Consider the following 15,549-nt stretch of genomic DNA (forward strand, 5'->3'; position numbering starts at 1 on the left):
TATTTAGTTTCTCATATTTTGAATTCAGGATAATTTCAAAGTAATGCCGGTCCAATTTTTCGGAATAATTATTTAAATAAATAGACCTTGTGATTTTCGGGTGCTATATTTCGGACATTTAAAGGGCTTAGCGGAAAAACTTATTTTTTCGAAAATTATATGAATATGAAAAAGATATTTTTATTACTTGTCTGGATAGGGTTTATTTCTTTTTCCTGTAAAAAAAATAAGGCTGTCCATCTAAAAAGTGAGAGCCCTGTGGCCAAAGTGCAGCCCAAAGAATGGGTGATAGATTATTCAGAACCGGTATGGCATGATGAATTTGATGAAGCCGGTAAGCCCGATATTTCGAAATGGTCTTACGATATGGGTGGACATGGCTGGGGCAATCAGGAGCTGCAATATTACACCGATGCACTCCAAAATGCCATTAACGAATATGGGTATTTGAATATCAATGCTTTAAAGCAAAAAAAAGGAACCAATAATTACACTTCTGCACGCCTGGTTTCAAAAAACAAAGGAGATTTTACCTATGGCAGGGTTGAGGTAAAAGCCAAACTTCCCAAGGGTGTTGGAACCTGGCCGGCGATCTGGATGCTGGCCTCACAAACTACTTATGGACAAACCTTTTGGCCTGATAACGGGGAAATTGATATCATGGAACATGTAGGATTTGATCAGAATGTGGTACATGGGAATGTACACACCAAGGCGTTTAATCATACAATTGGAACCAATAAAGGCAATCATATTACCGTACCCAAGGCTTCAGATAAATTTAATATTTATGCTGTCAATTGGTTTCCTAATAGAATTGAATTTGAAATTAACGGCGGGAAATATTTTGAGTTTAAAAAAGACTCTTCCTATCAGTGGGAACAATGGCCCTTTGATAAAAAATTCCATATCATACTCAATATTGCCGTTGGTGGCGGTTGGGGAGGCCAAAAAGGAGTGGACGACAATATTTTCCCTCAAACTATGCAAGTAGATTATGTAAGGGTTTATGGAATTAAAGAGAAATAATGCAACACAAAAAACTCTCAATGGATGAGCTCCAACGCAAAAGTGTGGAGGAATTTAAAACATCGAAAAAAAACAATATCGCAGTGCTGCTCGACGATATACGCAGCATGTCAAATGTAGGCTCGGTTTTCCGATCTTCTGACGCCTTCAATGTCGAAAAGATATATTTGTGCGGTATTACGTCCTCACCTCCACATCGGGAAATCGAAAAAACGGCCCTTGGAGCTACAGAATCAGTAGATTGGGAATATCACGAAAACGCAGTGGAATTGCTTAATAACCTGGTGAAAGATGGCTGGATTCCTCTGGTGATTGAGCAGGTCGAAAACAGCATTAAGCTCAACGATTTTAAGCCCGAACCCAATAAAAAATATCTGATAATTCTTGGTAATGAGGTTTTTGGAGTAAATCAGGAATTGATTGGGCTTTCTGATATCGTTTTGGAAATACCCCAGTTTGGCACCAAACATTCCTTAAACATTGCAGTCACTGCCGGAATAGTACTTTGGGATTTAACTCAAAAAACTCTTAGCCTCAGCTGATTATTGGAAAATTATAGGGAAGATTCTTGTAAGCCCTTCGTATTGAATTTCAATAAAATGTTTGCCAGTCGGTTTCAAGTATTTGAGATCAACCTCGTAAGGAGTTGCAAGATTACCGATCGCCCCCTGGTGAACCATCTGTCCGTTTACATTATAGATCTTGAAATTAATTTTCTTAATATCCAGATTTGATGCTAAATAAAATTTGCCATCATAACTTGGGTTGGGATAAATCTGAATTCCGTAGAGCTTTTCGTTTAAATCAATCGATAACAAAGTGGAAGGTCCTGAAATACATTGTAAAACACCACCTGTTGGTTTTGGAAACTGTTAACTGTTTTGACAGAATAAATCCCATCTTTCTTCAGTGAAATTGAAGGGGTGGTTTGAGAAGACAATAAATTATTGTCGAGGAACCAATCATATCTGGTGACAACCTCAGTGGAAGTTGCTTTAAGCTCGTACGGCCCATTTTTTTCAATCAAGGGCGTTTTTGGGTTTTTCAATATCTTGTAAGTAACTGTGTCTGATTGCGGAGAAGGACAGTCAAAATTACTATAGGTTTTCACCCATATAGGTTTAGAAAGGTTTTGGCTGGTTTGGATACCAATGCTAGTCGCCCCTGTTGACCACTCGATCAGGTTGTTTTGAGGGTTTTCTATGAAAAACTCAAGGGGAGTGCCTTCACAAGAATAATATTTGCCGTCGGTTGCAAGAATCTGAGGTTTGGCGGGCGGTTTTACAAATATTGGTGTAAATATACTCGAGGAAGGTGATAAACAGTTTTGGCTGGTTTTATACTTTGCCGAATAATTCCCCGGAAGATTAATTACAAATTTATTGTTCTCAAAATTTACACTCCAAAGTACCGTATATTTAGGATTTTGGGCTTCAAATGTTATTGGATTATTTTCGCAAACCCTCAAAGACGGTGAAGTAGTAATTACAGGTACTATTTTAGGGTAAACATTCGGAATAACAATTTTGTTGGTTAATAATGTATTTCCAAATCCATCTTTTAGATATGCCAAAGCTTCGCCATTGGTTAAAGTAATCGCAGGGGATCTTGAATCAGTTGACCAAAAGTAATTACTGAAGGGTATGTCAAAATATAAAGAAGTGTTTCTCTGATCATTGGCACAAACATGCTTCATTTCAACAATATTATTTGGTGAAATGGGTATAATCGTTTGAAAGAAAGATTGAGTCAGCGAATTATTCCAAGCCGTAGCAAGATTGCTCAATCCTGCTTCAGAAGGTGTGTTTTCAAAATGAGCACCATCAGGTCTGAGTGGTTGTATATCATCGGTACTAGGTCCCGGCCAGGTATAAGCAACATTAGCAATTACTTTATTTTGTCCGGCAATTACCTGAGAGAAATTTTGGTTGAAAATTCTGGAGACTCTGCTGATTACCCAAGGTATATTTTTGCCGGTATTATCCCTGGATTCCTGAATAATCTTCTTCATGTTTTCAAAATATCCATTCTCCGTATTATAAATGTCGTATTCTCCCTGATGCCACAATACTGCTCTAAGTCCTACAATATTAATAAAGCTCTGTAATATTCTTTTAAACGGTAAATACGGATGAAATTTATCTAGCTTGTGTCCTAAAATAAAGCTATACGTATCCTGTCCTGTAATAGATTTTAACCAGTTTTCGGTAGAGGTGGCTGAAGCCCCGGCATTAAAAAATAAGATGGGAACATTCAATTTTTTGGCAAGTTGGTCCCCTAATTCACCATAAGCCCAAGGCGTAAAACCTGTAGGCCCGGGACCAATATTCTGACTTAATTGGACAAAGGGTTCATATTTATAAAATTCCGGAATTTTTCCAGCTTCATAGGTAAAATAATTATAGGTTTCGCTATGATAAGCATTGACCCTGTCATCTGTAGCAGGTTTCGCATTTGGGGTTCTTCCTTCACCCTGAGAATTTGATTGACCTGCAATTAAAAAAACCTCACCAATACCAACCCGCTCAACAGCATTATTAAATATTGTTTCATTATCTTTTATGGATCTAACCTCCAGCCTATACCACCCTCCGGTGCCTTCCAGAGTGCCGGTAAAGCTATGTGCATCAATACTGTTGTCAATGACTTGCCAATTGGTGGCTATACCCTGACCCGTAATTCTGGGAACCAGTCTGGCTTCTACTCTATCAGCGTAGGAATCCAGATTTCCCGAAATACTTATTTTACATGTATTATCATTTTTTCTTTGAAAAACTGTTCGCTCAAGTGGATACAATATTGTAACCTGGGCAAATGATTCAAAGCTCCCTATTACCATAAGGAGCTGTATCAAATAGTTTGAAATTTTAAATTGTTTTTTTAGAAACATGTAAAGAATTAGCTATTTAATTGGTTAATTATTAGATTCCTTTAAATTGGTTCAGGAATCGGATATCATTTTCGAAAAACAACCTTAAATCATTGATACCATACTTGAGCATAGTAATTCTCTCAATTCCCATACCAAAAGCAAAACCGGTGTATTGTTCAGGATCAATGTCACAATTTTTAAGTACGTTTGGGTCAACCATTCCAGAGCCGGCTATTTCTACCCAACCCGTATGTTTGCAAATATTACAGCCCTGGCCTTTGCAAATAAAACAAGAAACATCAATTTCGGCACTGGGCTCGGTAAATGGGAAATAGCTGGGTCTGAGTCTGATTTTCGTATTTTTTCCAAACATTTCTTTGGCAAAATGAAACAGCGTGTCTTTAAGATCCTTGAAACTTACGTTTTTATCAACATAAAGGCCTTCCACCTGGTGAAACTGACAGTGAGCTCTTGCCGAAATCGCCTCATTTCTATATACTCTTCCCACCATAATTGACCTGATGGGCGGTTTTTTATATTCCATGAGTCTGATCTGCACATTGCTGGTATGCGTTCTGAGCAACAGGTCGTCTTTTTGTACCGCGGCTTTTTCTACAAAAAAAGTATCCTGCATTTCACGGGCAGGGTGGTTTTCTGCAAAATTAAGTGCTGAAAAATTATACCAGTCCGACTCTATTTCAGGGCCTTCTTCGGTATTGAAACCCATTCGGGCAAAAACCTCCACCACTTTTTTACGAACTATACTCAAGGGGTGCATGCTGCCTACAGCATTCTGAACAACAGGAAGTGTAAGATCCTCTTTATTGCCTGAAGCCGAAATATTTTCCTGACCGTCAGTGTTTTGTAGTCCTTTGTGAATTTCTTCCAGGCGACTTTTTAAAACATTCAGATTCTGTCCTACTTGCCTTTTTATTTCTCCCGGTACTTGTTTAAACTCATCAAAAAGCTCGTTGAGTAAGCCTTTTCGACTTAGAAATTTTAGTCTGAAGTCTTCATGGTTTAGGCTCCTGTCACTCAACATCTTTTCGGCTTCAATACTAATATTCTTTATCTTCTCTAACACTTTTTGTTTGGTTTAAACTGCAAATATAATATCACATGGCGATTTTCTCAATTTTGAGTTTCGTTTTTGACTTGAATTTTATTTTAATTACTAATAGAAGACTTTTTGTTTTGCTAAAAAGTTTAAATCTTAACGAAAATTTTTCTAAATCTTATTAAATGAAGCAAAAATCAACCCAATTTTTCGGGCCAACATTAATTTACTCAATGATTTTATAGGTTTTTTTTGCCCTTGCCAAAGGATAAAAATTAAAATGCCACCATTCGCTGGTGATAGGGCCATAGCCGGTGGTTAACATAATATTTCGTAATAAAAGCCTGTTTTCGACTTGCTTCTGATTTAATTTCCCCTCATTCAGCATCTGATTTTCTTTTCGGGGATAGGCCAGATGTCCAAAGTAATCAAAAGGGGTGCCCATGTCAAGAGCCTGATGGGTAGTAAGATCTACAATGGTGAGGTCCACCGCACAGCCATAATTATGAATAGAGCCCACTTCGGGGTCTGCCACATAATTCTTCCGGTTTCGGCTGGGAATAGAATCCAGAGACTCCCAAAGCACCCTTTGTACACTGAGCGGACGGGCAGCATCATATACCAGAAGCGAATAGTCGGGATTCTGTTTTTTAAGTAAATATTGAGCCAATTTTAAAGCTATCGCAGGTTTTTCCTGTAAAAAAGCCTTTTCAGAATCTCCATAAATATCCTTCCCGAAAAAATTATCAGTGCTGCTGTATTTCAAATCAACTCTGATACTCGGATCGATGGACTGGATATCAACCAAGCCCTGCGACTGCATCGATAATTCCATTTCGGTGAGATGGGCCGGGGCAGAAATCGCTCCGCTTAAAGAATCAGCCTGTTCATTGATGGTTTCAGAATTTTCATTTTCAGATGAAGTGCAGGAAAGTACCAGATATAAAAAAGGGAACAAGAGGTAAAGCCTTTTTCTTTTTTTGAAATGAAATACGGTGTCTTTAAAAATCATCCCCGAGTTTTGGCTTAATCTAAATAATGACCTAATTTGCTTTAAAATAATGAATCGTACAAAAATATGGCATTAAATTATATCTGGGTAGGTTTTTTTCTGATTGCTTTCGTCGTTGCTTTGATCAAACTCATCTTTTTTGGAGATACCGAAATATTTAAAATACTCATGGAAGGGATGTTTAAATCGGCTGAAACTGCCGTAATGGACATCGCCTTGCCATTGGCAGGTGTCATGACTTTCTTTTTGGGAATCCTGAAAGTAGGAGAGGAGGCAGGAGTGATACGGGTTTTGGCCAAAGTCATCGCTCCGTTTTTTGGTAAGCTTTTCCTGAAGTGCCCAAAGACCACAAAGCCAACGGCGAGATGATCATGAATTTTTCGGCCAATATGCTGGGTCTCGACAATGCCGCCACGCCTTTTGGTCTGAAAGCCATGAAAAGCCTCCAGGAGCTCAATCCTAGTCCTGATACCGCCTCCAATGCCCAGATCATGTTTATGGTGCTCCACAGTGCAGGCCCGGTTTTGATACCTATTTCTATCATGGCTCAGCGGGCCATTTATCATGCGGCTGATCCTTCTGATATTTTTATTCCCGCATTGATTTCAGTTTACATGGCTACATTTACCGGACTCATTATTGTGGGTATCAAGCAAAAAATAAACTTTCTGGATAAAACCCTGCTCACATGGCTGCTGGGTATCACCGCTTTCATTGGAATTATTCTTTTGTATTTTTCAGGATTAAGCAAAGAAGAAATCGAGCTGAAATCCAAAATATTCAGCAATCTCATTCTGTTTACTTTTGTTGCGGGATTTGTGGGAATGGGTTTTTACAAGAAAGTAGATGTATTCCCGACTTTTGTAGAAGGTGCCAAAACCGGTTTTGAGACTTCAGTGAAAATCATTCCTTATCTGGTGGGTATGCTGGTGGCCATCAGTGTTTTCCGAAATTCGGGTGTTCTGACCGATATCACCAATGGCGTGAAATGGTTGTTTGCTTTTACGGGTCTTAATGGCGAATGGATCGATGCCCTGCCTACTGCATTGATGCATCCCCTGAGTGGAAGTGGTTCCAGGGCAATGATGATTGAATCTATGGAGCATTTTGGTGCCGATTCATTTGTGGGTCGTCTTTCAAGTGTATTTCAGGCTTGTTCTGATACCATACTTTATGTTTTGGCGGTGTATTTTGGCAGCGTGAGTATCAAGCATACCCGTTATACTTTGGTTGCAGGACTATTGGCTGACCTCGCCGGTGTCATTACGGCCATTATTGTGAGTTATATTTTCTTTTATTGAGGATGTTATTCAGGAAAGAAAATATTTTGATAGACACAAAGCTGAAAACAGGGATATCCGTCTAAAATAAATAGTATTGTAGCTTTAAATCATAAAACCGAAACTTCGGACCGAGTCCGTTTTAAAAATTTGATATGGATTTAAATGATTTTAGTAAAATAATGTTTATCAAATTTTTAGAGAGGATCTTCCGATAGCTATCGGAATTTATCTTTGTTTTTTTTCTACTTTTTGAACGGGCGGCGAACCGCAAAAAAAGTAGGGCCCCGCTGGCCAGGCGACGAACTGAAATTTATTAGTTTGAAATTTTTACTTTTAGGATTAAAATAATCAATTTGATAATCCATTTATAAAAATATTTCAGTTTAACTTAATTTCTATTTGGTAATTCCAAAAACAAAAAAAATACCTTAAACTTTATGTTGCCTTTGTGAAAAGATTTTTGATATAAAAAATGAATATCTTGCATTCCTAAAAAGCCATACCGCAAAGTTAAATGTTTTGTTAATGCCCGGTAAAATTTTGAAAAAAGCATTTGAACCCATAATATTGTCTCATATTCTTATTTAAAATAAAATGAAAGCCCTGAAATTAATCGCGATTATGTCTTTTGCCGGCATAATGATGTTCTCTTGTTCCAAATCCGGAAAAAAAGCCCTCGAAAAAGGAGACTATTTTACCGCCGCCCTTCAAGCCATTGAAAAACTAAGAAAAGATGGTGACAACTCCAAAGCCGCCGAAGTACTTCCCAATGCCTACGACCTGGCCGAAAAAGATTTACTTCGTGACATCGACAGAGCCAATGCCGCCAATCAGCAGTTTAGATACGAAAGAGTGGTAGATGGCTACAGTAAACTCAACGAACTGCATGATAAAATAGAAAGATGCTATGCATGCCGCAAAATCGTGAGCCCGACGAGCTATTTCAGAGAATACAACGAAGCTCTTGAAAAAGCCGCCGCTGAAAGATATGCTTATGCCGATAATCTGCTCAGCAAAGGTACCATTGATGCCGGAAGAGCCGCCTTTAACAATTTTGAAGACTTGCTCAAGTTTGCCCCCAATTATAAAGACGCCAGAGAAAAACTCGAAGAGGCTCTTTTTATGGGTTCGTACCATGTGGTAGTAGAACAACCCAAGATTAATTCCAAAATGTACCAGTACAGCAATGAGTTTTTCCAGGGAAAAATCGATGAGTTTTTGCAGACCAACAGGCGGTTGAATAAGTTTATCAGATTTTATCAGCCCAATGAAGCCAAGCAGCTTAAAATCAAACCGGACCATATCGTAAGGTTGGAGTTTATTGAGTTTGTGGTAGGTGAAACGCACATGAAGACCGAAAAATCAAATGTAACGAGCAAAGACAGCGTAAAAACAGGTACTGCAAAAATTAACGGCCAAAGCGTTGATGTATATGGAAAAGTAAATGCCACCATCAACCGCAACATCAAATCGGTGATAAGCAGAGGCTTGCTTTCGATGGAGATATATGACTACAGAACCAACAAAACTTTGCTGAGAGAGCAGCTGCCGGGCGAGTTTGTGTGGACCAACAAATGGTCGTCGTTTAATGGGGACGAAAGGGCCCTGACCAAAGAAGAACTCAACGAAAGCCGCATGAAAGAGGAATTGCCTCCGCCACCGCAGCAATTGTTCATTGAGTTTTGTAAGCCCATCTACGACCAGTTTACCAGCAGAGTAAAGCGGTTTTATGATAAATATTAAGGTTTAACCGATCTATTTTTTTTGAGTAATATTTTATGCCTTCCATAAGATATTACTCATTTTTTTATTTGGAAATCAAATGTCAGGCTGACCACGCTATAGCGTGGCGAGAACCTTTTGTTGTGATTTGCTTTCGTTGTCGAACGCGACCCCGGTATGATTTAGAGATATTTATGACAACCTTGTCAGTTCGACCACGCTATAGCGTGGCGAGAACCCTGTGTTGTAATTTTCTTTTATTGTCGAACGCCACCTGCACTCGGCATGCCCGTTGAAATTCAGATATTTATAACATATGTCAGTTCGACCACGCTATAGCGTGGCGAGAACCTCATGTTGAGATTTTCCATCGTTGTCGAACACGACCCCGTACTCGGCGTGCCAGTTGCAATACAGATATTTATATCAACCCTTTAACCCAAATCTTTTTCAGCCCCTACCTATCTAAAACCACATTAAGCGTTTCTATTAATTTATTTTCCGAATATAAGGCCACGATTACGCCATTGAGGTTAAATTCTGATTTTGGGTAAGAAAAAGTACCTTTAGCCTGATCCAGCGTAACCTTTTTCAATTCCTGGTCTTTATGAGGATGATAGAACCTAAGCTCACCACTACTTTTCCCGGCCGGTAATGAATAAGTAATCGTGAAACTACCTGCCAATTTCTCGGGTTTTGATTCTGAAAGATATTTTTCTGAAATCGAAATACTTGCAACCGATTTAGTTTGGCCTAAGGGCCTGCCATTTTCATCAATTTGCTGACCGAAAGAGAACATGGCAATCAGCGATAGCAGGAATGTTATTAATATATTTTTCATAATTTATTATTTATCTGTTGATTTAAAAGATTCTGTTTGTTTCAGCAAAGCCTCCAGGCTATTGAGTCGGGCATTCAATGATTCATATTCACTCAGTTTATGCTTTAAAACTTCGATTTCGGTTTGTTGCTCCTGCACGGCTTTTACTAAAACCGGTATCAATCCTGTATAATTTACAGTTTTGAAAGTTAATCCCGATGGATGCGTATTGTTGGCCACCAGATTGGGCAATACTGGTTCTACCTCCTGAGCTATCAAACCAAACTGCCATGCAGAAGGAAGCCCGACGTCGGGAAATTTCTCGGTATTGTAATAATAAGTCTTGGGCGAAAGCTGTTTTATGATTGAACCTGCTCCGGTAAAATCTTCAATGTTTTTCTTAAGTTTCCGGTCTGATGGAGATGATGCACCCGGCAATATGGCCTCTTTGGCATAGAGATTTCCTAAGAAATACCCGTTACCTTCTACCTGAAGTTTTACTGTTGGGGTGCTTGTTCCGATCCCCACGTTTCCAGTTGATGCAATGTCAATACTGCTGGTAGGTGCATTGGGTCTGATTCTAAATGGCAATTTGCTGCCATTGGTTATATCTCTGACAAAAAGTTGGCCTCATTGCCTGCCACATCCCAGGTTTGGGCCGTAAAACCACTACTGTTATCCTGCTCAAGTCTTACTCCGGGAGTATTCCCGGTTTTCATTTGAATATCCAGTATAGGATTATTTGTACCAATACCAACATTTCCATCACTCTTTACATAAAGTGCATTCGTTCTGGCTGCGGCTTCTATTCTGAAAGGTATTTTACCTCCGGTAACATCCAGAATTGAAAAAGCATTTAATCCGCCACTAGCTGACTCATTGGCTTCCAGCTCCCAGTCATTTGCCGGAAACGCCCCTGTACTTGTGTCATCAAAACCAATCCTGAGGTTATTTGCTTTAAGCTTGATTGTATTGATGCCAAAGTTTTCATTGTTAATACAGTCAATCCCAAAACAACCATCACCTTGCACGATGAGGTCGTCGGCAATGACATTATCCATTACACTTTTTTGCTCCAATATGCCATTGACATATTTGCTGTTTACCTTGTTGGGCTTCAGCTGCTCCATCGGTTTTGAAGAAGGGCTGACATTAACTTTTTCCTGAGCATAGGAAAAGACAGAGCATACTGACAACACCAAAAGCATTGTCAAGGCTCTCAATTGAGATTTTGGTTTCATATTATTAGATGTATATCTGTGATGATGGTTTTAAAATTAATATAGGAAAAATCAAACGCAAACAACATTTAATTTTACGGCAAGGTTTCCGAGCTTTTTTTGATATTTTCTTTAAAAACCAGTACTGAGGTTCGCCTTTGGAGGTATAGGGGTAACTGTGCGGTATGTTTATTTGATTATTATTAGCTTTACAAATTATGCTAAACCAAGGATTTTGAAAGGAATATTTTATGGAGAAAAAAGAAGAATGAATTATGGAAAAGCCGGAGAAAATTCAGACGCTGCATCCTGTGGAGGGTAAAACCAATAAGCTGATTTTGCTTTCCAAATACACTTTTATAAAGGAGCATTTGCTGGCTATACTTGCTACCGCCGAGCTCACCCATCTGGAATTGATGGAAGCACTCTACGAGAGGGTAAAAGATACCTTTGAAGGAGGAGTGCAATGGTATGGCGAAACCGTAAAGCTCGACCTCGAAGCCCGGGGAATCATAGAAAGAACGCTACACCAAACCTGTGAGATATAGATTGGTGAAGGATTAGTAAATTGGTGATTGATGCGGAGTATTGGGTAGAATTCGCTTTCATTTTCGGATGCGACACCGATTTGAAATTCAGATATTTTTACAACCTTTACATAAAATACAAGTTATAAAATGGAAATATCATATTATGCTAATGATTGGGAAAGTGCTGTAATTAAGGTGCCTGAAAACGGAAAAAGGATTGTAAAGTTTTTTCTTGATGGGATTCTTGAAAGTGAATTTGAGGCTCATCCAGATAGTAAAGTTGCCTATGGCAGCCAGGAAATAGACCTAATAAAAATAACTGAAGAAGAATATAACAGTTTTGGGAAAACCTGGAAGTTTGGGAAAGGTTTTAAAAAAGTTAAAATTTAGTTTCATCCTTATTTTTTACGTTCTTCAGGTGTTGCTGTGGAATTTTTCTTTGTTGTGATTTGCTTTCGTTGTCCTTCCTATGCTATTTAACCTTTTCAGAATTTGGAAATTAATTTTAAAACCATATAAAACTTTCATTTTAAAGGTTAATGGGTAAATAAATCCAGCCTCAATTTTTTAATCCAAGTTCCCCCTTTGAATTTATCCTATATTTTTTCTATTATTGTAAAATAGTTTATCCCCCATGAAATGATCTTAGACAACCAAAACGAAAACCTCAAAGTCTATCAATGGATTGACCAAAACACACAACAAGGTGAATTAGATCTAGTAACAGGGTATTTCACAATTGGGGCACTGTCTTTTTTATCCGAAAAAATCAATGAACGTATATCGAAATTCAGATTTGTTATTGGTGATATTGTTGCTAGTTCTGACCAAAAGATAAAATCTATTGATCTCCTAAATCAAAATATTGATTACAAAACTGCAATGAGGCTCACTGCCTGGGCACGTGAATCGGCAAAGTTCTTAAAACAGGCCAAAGTTGAATGTAAAACTTTAGAGCCAAATTTCTGTCATGCAAAACTCTATTTAACCAAATCAGATAAAAATAACCCTATTCAAGAATACTACATCATGGGAAGTAGTAACCTTACAGAGGCAGGAATAGGATTAAAGATAAATCAAAATGTTGAACTAAATTCTGCAGGAACAGGTACTGAATCTACTTATAGAGAATTAAAAAACTGGTTTCAGGATTTATGGGATAAACCGCAAGCCAGGTTTGAAAAAACAATTAAAACCCCTGAAGGAAAACAGGTTAAAGTAGATTTTAAACAGTATTTGATTGATGAAATATCCAAAATATTTCATGTTTATAATCCCATAGATATTTATCATCTAATACTCAAAGAACTATTTGGCTCTGAAGATGATCCTGATTTTCAGAGGGAGTTGGGTAGGTTGGAAAACTCAGTTATTTATCGCAAATTGTTTCCTTTTCAACAAACGGGAGTAGTTAACCTTATAAAAATACTTAATAAATATAATGGTGCCATTCTGGCAGACGCTGTTGGTTTGGGTAAAACCTGGAGTACGCTTGCAGTTATAAAATATTATCAATTGAAAGGTCGTGAGACCATTCTTCTTTGCCCTAAAAAACTTGAACAAAACTGGAAGCAGTTTAAAAGAAGACAGAATTCGATTTTCGAAGAAGATGATTTCGACTATGAAATGAATTTTCACACTGATTTTACGGATAAAAATCTTTCATCAGGCAAAATCAATTTTGAATATATCAATAACTCAAAGCCTAAATTGATAGTTATTGACGAAAGTCATAACCTTAGAAACGATAAATCGATTAAATACAGAATCATTGTTGATGAAATTTTAAAAAAGATTCAGGGTGATGTGAAGGTATTGTTACTTTCTGCCACTCCTATAAATAATCATTTTACTGATGTAAGGAATCAATTCGCTTTACTCACCAGAGGAGATAACCGTGGATTTGAAGAAAGTTTAGAAGTGAAAAGTCTGGACTTTACCTTCAGAGAAGTACAAGCACGTTTTAACAAATGGAATAAATTAAAAATACAATCACTTTCTGATTTCTACCAGTCAATACATCAAAGTGACTTTTTCAAACTCACTGAACATCTGGTTGTTGCACGTACCCGAAAAAACATCAGAAACCATTTCGATGCAAATTTCCATTTTCCAAAGGTGGCCAAGCCTGAGAATATTTTCAAAACTCCCCTAAAGTTGGGAGATTTCGATGATTTGCCTGACTTGATGGAGAAATTGCAATTAAATCTGTCAGCCTATCAGCCTTCACAATTTACCTTGTCCATAAAAGAAATAAATCAAAAGAATATTGAAAAGGCCAATAAAAAGAAAGTAAAAAACGAAGTACTTAAAGATAATCTTCAAAGGGAGTATTTTTTGGTAAAAATGATGAAGATTCTGATGCTCAAGCGTCTGGAATCATCATGGGTGGCTTTTAAAATTACGCTGGAGAATATCTACAATCATCATGAAAATGCTCTGAGAAAAATCAAAGTATATCAAAATACAAAAGATAAACTTTTGGATTTAGAAGACGATAACGAAAATGATTTTGAAGATGATGAAGAGCTCATGGAGTTATTGGATAATATCAATGTAGGCAAAAAGAACCCCATAAAGCTAAAAGAAATTGATGAGGCTGGCCGTCTGGATGACTTTAAAGATGCCATAAAAAAGATAAAGAGAATCTTTTGATTGTAAAAAATAATCTCAAAGATTTTGAAGCGGAATTTTTGGAAGACTCAAGGAAGGATATCAAACTCAAAGAATTAATCAAAATTATTGAGAAGAAAAAAACAGCAGAAAATCCCAAGATCGTCATATTTACGGCCTACAAAGACACAGCGGTGTATCTTTTTGAACAATTAAAAGATCAAGGCTATTCTAAACTAGGCTTAGTATTTGGTAATGACTCACACCATTCTGACATTGACAAAAAAGTTGATATTCAACGATTATTACAGCATTTCGCACCATATACCAAATTGTTTCTTGAAAAGAAATGGGACAAGTTTGCCCTAGAAAAAACGAAAGATAACTTTGAGGAATGGATAGAATGGCTTAGAATTTCTGAACCCAAAATACATGAGATTATCTCAAAACCAGTTGATATCCTTATTTCGACTGATGTACTTTCTGAAGGTCAAAATCTTCAAGATGCCGACCTTTTGATAAATTACGACATTCATTGGAATCCTGTAAGGGTTATTCAACGGTTTGGTAGAATTGACCGTATTGGGTCGCCAAATGATTTAATTAAGTGCATCAATTTTTGGCCTGCTGATTCTATCAATGCTTACATTAATTTAAAAGGTAGAGTGGAAGCCCGAATGGCCGTGATGCAATTCATTGGTTCCGAGGTTATACAGGATTTCACAGAAGAGTTTTCTCAGTTAGCCCAAAACCCTATGGAGGACCGTCAAACTGAAAATCTTTTAAAACAAATGAGCTCTTCAATTTCCGAATTGGACGCTGAAGGCTCTATGGGTTTTGATGATTTCTCTTTTGATATTTTCAAACAACAGTTGCTCGAATTCAACAAAGAAAACCAAAGGGATGTGGAAAAATACCCCAACGGTATTTTCTCTGGTTATAAATTAGAAACCACTGAAACTGAAAAAGAAGGGGTAATTTGCTTTTTTGGAGTTCTGCCCAAAAAAGATACCCAATATACCGACTACCGGATGGTATATCTCAACAAGGAAGGTGGCATAGAAACAGATAACAATAAAGTAATATTGGAAATCTTGTCAAAGCACCGGAATGACATCAGAGTGGTTGACCCTGCCATAGATGCCGGTGAAACACAAGCCATCAATCATTTACAAAATGTGGTAAATGGCTGGGTGGATAGCCAAAATACATCAAAGGCCGAGAATGATATTGGCGAAGAAATAACTGTTGCCGGTCAGAATCAGTTAGACCTGGTCAAGCAATTGCAACAAGGCAAAAAGAAAACCATAGAAGCCCATAAAAACCATGAGGTACAGTTGGAAAAACAATATGACCTCATCACCTGGATGTTAGTTAGTTAAAATTATTTA

At 37.7% G+C, this 15,549-nt stretch carries 14 protein-coding genes and 1 pseudogene; 8 read left to right on the plus strand and 7 right to left on the minus strand.

Features of this window, described 5'->3' with window-relative positions:
• The first annotated feature begins 165 nt into the window (after positions 1–165).
• On the plus strand, positions 166–1,029 hold the full coding sequence (locus IPP61_11745; protein ID MBL0325837.1) for a glycoside hydrolase family 16 protein: 864 nt from the start codon (positions 166–168) through the stop codon (positions 1,027–1,029).
• Positions 1,029–1,571, plus strand: a complete 543-nt coding sequence (locus IPP61_11750) for an RNA methyltransferase (GenBank protein MBL0325838.1) — start codon at positions 1,029–1,031, stop codon at positions 1,569–1,571. The genes IPP61_11745 and IPP61_11750 overlap by 1 nt, the downstream gene beginning before the upstream one ends.
• On the opposite strand, the gene IPP61_11755 is transcribed toward IPP61_11750, so the two are convergent.
• From IPP61_11755 to IPP61_11770, 4 genes are all read right to left on the minus strand, one after another.
• Positions 1,572–1,847: a T9SS type A sorting domain-containing protein gene (locus IPP61_11755; protein ID MBL0325839.1), complete on the minus strand. Its 276-nt coding sequence runs from the start codon at positions 1,845–1,847 to the stop codon at positions 1,572–1,574. It abuts the gene before it with no gap.
• A complete protein-coding gene (locus tag IPP61_11760) occupies positions 1,829–3,883 on the minus strand; it encodes a hypothetical protein (GenBank protein ID MBL0325840.1) in 2,055 nt (684 codons plus the stop codon). The genes IPP61_11755 and IPP61_11760 overlap by 19 nt, the downstream gene beginning before the upstream one ends.
• 67 nt (positions 3,884–3,950) lie before the next feature.
• Positions 3,951–4,943: a phenylalanine--tRNA ligase subunit alpha gene (pheS, locus tag IPP61_11765; GenBank protein MBL0325841.1), complete on the minus strand. Its 993-nt coding sequence runs from the start codon at positions 4,941–4,943 to the stop codon at positions 3,951–3,953.
• A gap of 241 nt (positions 4,944–5,184) precedes the next feature.
• On the minus strand, positions 5,185–5,781 hold the full coding sequence (locus IPP61_11770) for a M15 family metallopeptidase (protein MBL0325842.1): 597 nt from the start codon (positions 5,779–5,781) through the stop codon (positions 5,185–5,187).
• 255 nt (positions 5,782–6,036) lie between these two features.
• On the opposite strand from IPP61_11770, the pseudogene IPP61_11775 reads away from it, so the two are divergent.
• Positions 6,037–7,271, plus strand: a pseudogene (locus IPP61_11775) (hypothetical protein).
• A gap of 576 nt (positions 7,272–7,847) precedes the next feature.
• Complete coding sequence (locus IPP61_11780; protein ID MBL0325843.1) at positions 7,848–8,996, plus strand: hypothetical protein; 1,149 nt, start codon at positions 7,848–7,850, stop codon at positions 8,994–8,996.
• Between the two features lie 436 nt (positions 8,997–9,432).
• Here IPP61_11780 and IPP61_11785 read toward each other — a convergent pair whose 3' ends face one another.
• Genes IPP61_11785 through IPP61_11795 form a run of 3 tightly spaced genes read right to left on the minus strand, consistent with a single transcriptional unit; the run spans position 9,433 to position 11,036 of the window.
• Positions 9,433–9,816, minus strand: a complete 384-nt coding sequence (locus IPP61_11785) for a hypothetical protein (protein ID MBL0325844.1) — start codon at positions 9,814–9,816, stop codon at positions 9,433–9,435.
• Between the two features lie 6 nt (positions 9,817–9,822).
• The gene (locus IPP61_11790) at positions 9,823–10,386 is read right to left on the minus strand and encodes a tail fiber domain-containing protein (GenBank protein MBL0325845.1); all 564 of its coding nucleotides are present in this window, start codon (positions 10,384–10,386) and stop codon (positions 9,823–9,825) included.
• A 14-nt stretch (positions 10,387–10,400) separates the two neighbouring features.
• Positions 10,401–11,036, minus strand: coding sequence for a hypothetical protein (locus IPP61_11795; GenBank protein ID MBL0325846.1), 636 nt, complete (start codon positions 11,034–11,036; stop codon positions 10,401–10,403).
• A gap of 254 nt (positions 11,037–11,290) precedes the next feature.
• Between IPP61_11795 and IPP61_11800 the strand changes: the two genes are divergently transcribed.
• The 4 genes from IPP61_11800 (at position 11,291) to IPP61_11815 (ending at position 15,540) form a co-directional block, all read left to right on the plus strand.
• Positions 11,291–11,563 (plus strand): hypothetical protein, encoded by a 273-nt coding sequence (locus tag IPP61_11800; protein ID MBL0325847.1) that lies wholly within the window; start codon positions 11,291–11,293, stop codon positions 11,561–11,563.
• Positions 11,564–11,692: 129 nt separating this feature from the next.
• Positions 11,693–11,935, plus strand: coding sequence for a hypothetical protein (locus tag IPP61_11805; protein MBL0325848.1), 243 nt, complete (start codon positions 11,693–11,695; stop codon positions 11,933–11,935).
• 249 nt (positions 11,936–12,184) lie between these two features.
• Complete coding sequence (locus IPP61_11810; GenBank protein MBL0325849.1) at positions 12,185–14,200, plus strand: DEAD/DEAH box helicase family protein; 2,016 nt, start codon at positions 12,185–12,187, stop codon at positions 14,198–14,200.
• Positions 14,197–15,540 carry an SWF/SNF helicase family protein gene (locus IPP61_11815; GenBank protein ID MBL0325850.1) on the plus strand — a complete coding sequence of 448 codons (1,344 nt, stop codon included), beginning with the start codon at positions 14,197–14,199 and terminating at the stop codon, positions 15,538–15,540. Before IPP61_11810 ends, IPP61_11815 begins: the two co-directional genes overlap by 4 nt.
• Positions 15,541–15,549 lie beyond the last annotated feature (9 nt).

Source organism: Cytophagaceae bacterium (assembly GCA_016722655.1).
Lineage (GTDB): Bacteria > Bacteroidota > Bacteroidia > Cytophagales > Spirosomataceae > Leadbetterella.

Bases quoted from the DNA above. Each gene is read 5' to 3' on its own strand.
- pheS (MBL0325841.1), bottom strand. From the start codon at position 4,943: ATGTTGAGTGACAGGAGCCTAAACCATGAAGACTTCAGACTAAAATTT.
- IPP61_11780 (MBL0325843.1), top strand. From the start codon at position 7,848: ATGAAAGCCCTGAAATTAATCGCGATTATGTCTTTTGCCGGCATAATG.
- IPP61_11800 (MBL0325847.1), top strand. From the start codon at position 11,291: ATGGAAAAGCCGGAGAAAATTCAGACGCTGCATCCTGTGGAGGGTAAA.
- IPP61_11770 (MBL0325842.1), bottom strand. From the start codon at position 5,781: ATGCAGTCGCAGGGCTTGGTTGATATCCAGTCCATCGATCCGAGTATC.
- IPP61_11810 (MBL0325849.1), top strand. From the start codon at position 12,185: ATGATCTTAGACAACCAAAACGAAAACCTCAAAGTCTATCAATGGATT.
- IPP61_11785 (MBL0325844.1), bottom strand. From the start codon at position 9,816: ATGAAAAATATATTAATAACATTCCTGCTATCGCTGATTGCCATGTTC.
- IPP61_11805 (MBL0325848.1), top strand. From the start codon at position 11,693: ATGGAAATATCATATTATGCTAATGATTGGGAAAGTGCTGTAATTAAG.
- IPP61_11750 (MBL0325838.1), top strand. From the start codon at position 1,029: ATGCAACACAAAAAACTCTCAATGGATGAGCTCCAACGCAAAAGTGTG.
- IPP61_11745 (MBL0325837.1), top strand. From the start codon at position 166: ATGAAAAAGATATTTTTATTACTTGTCTGGATAGGGTTTATTTCTTTT.
- IPP61_11795 (MBL0325846.1), bottom strand. From the start codon at position 11,036: ATGAAACCAAAATCTCAATTGAGAGCCTTGACAATGCTTTTGGTGTTG.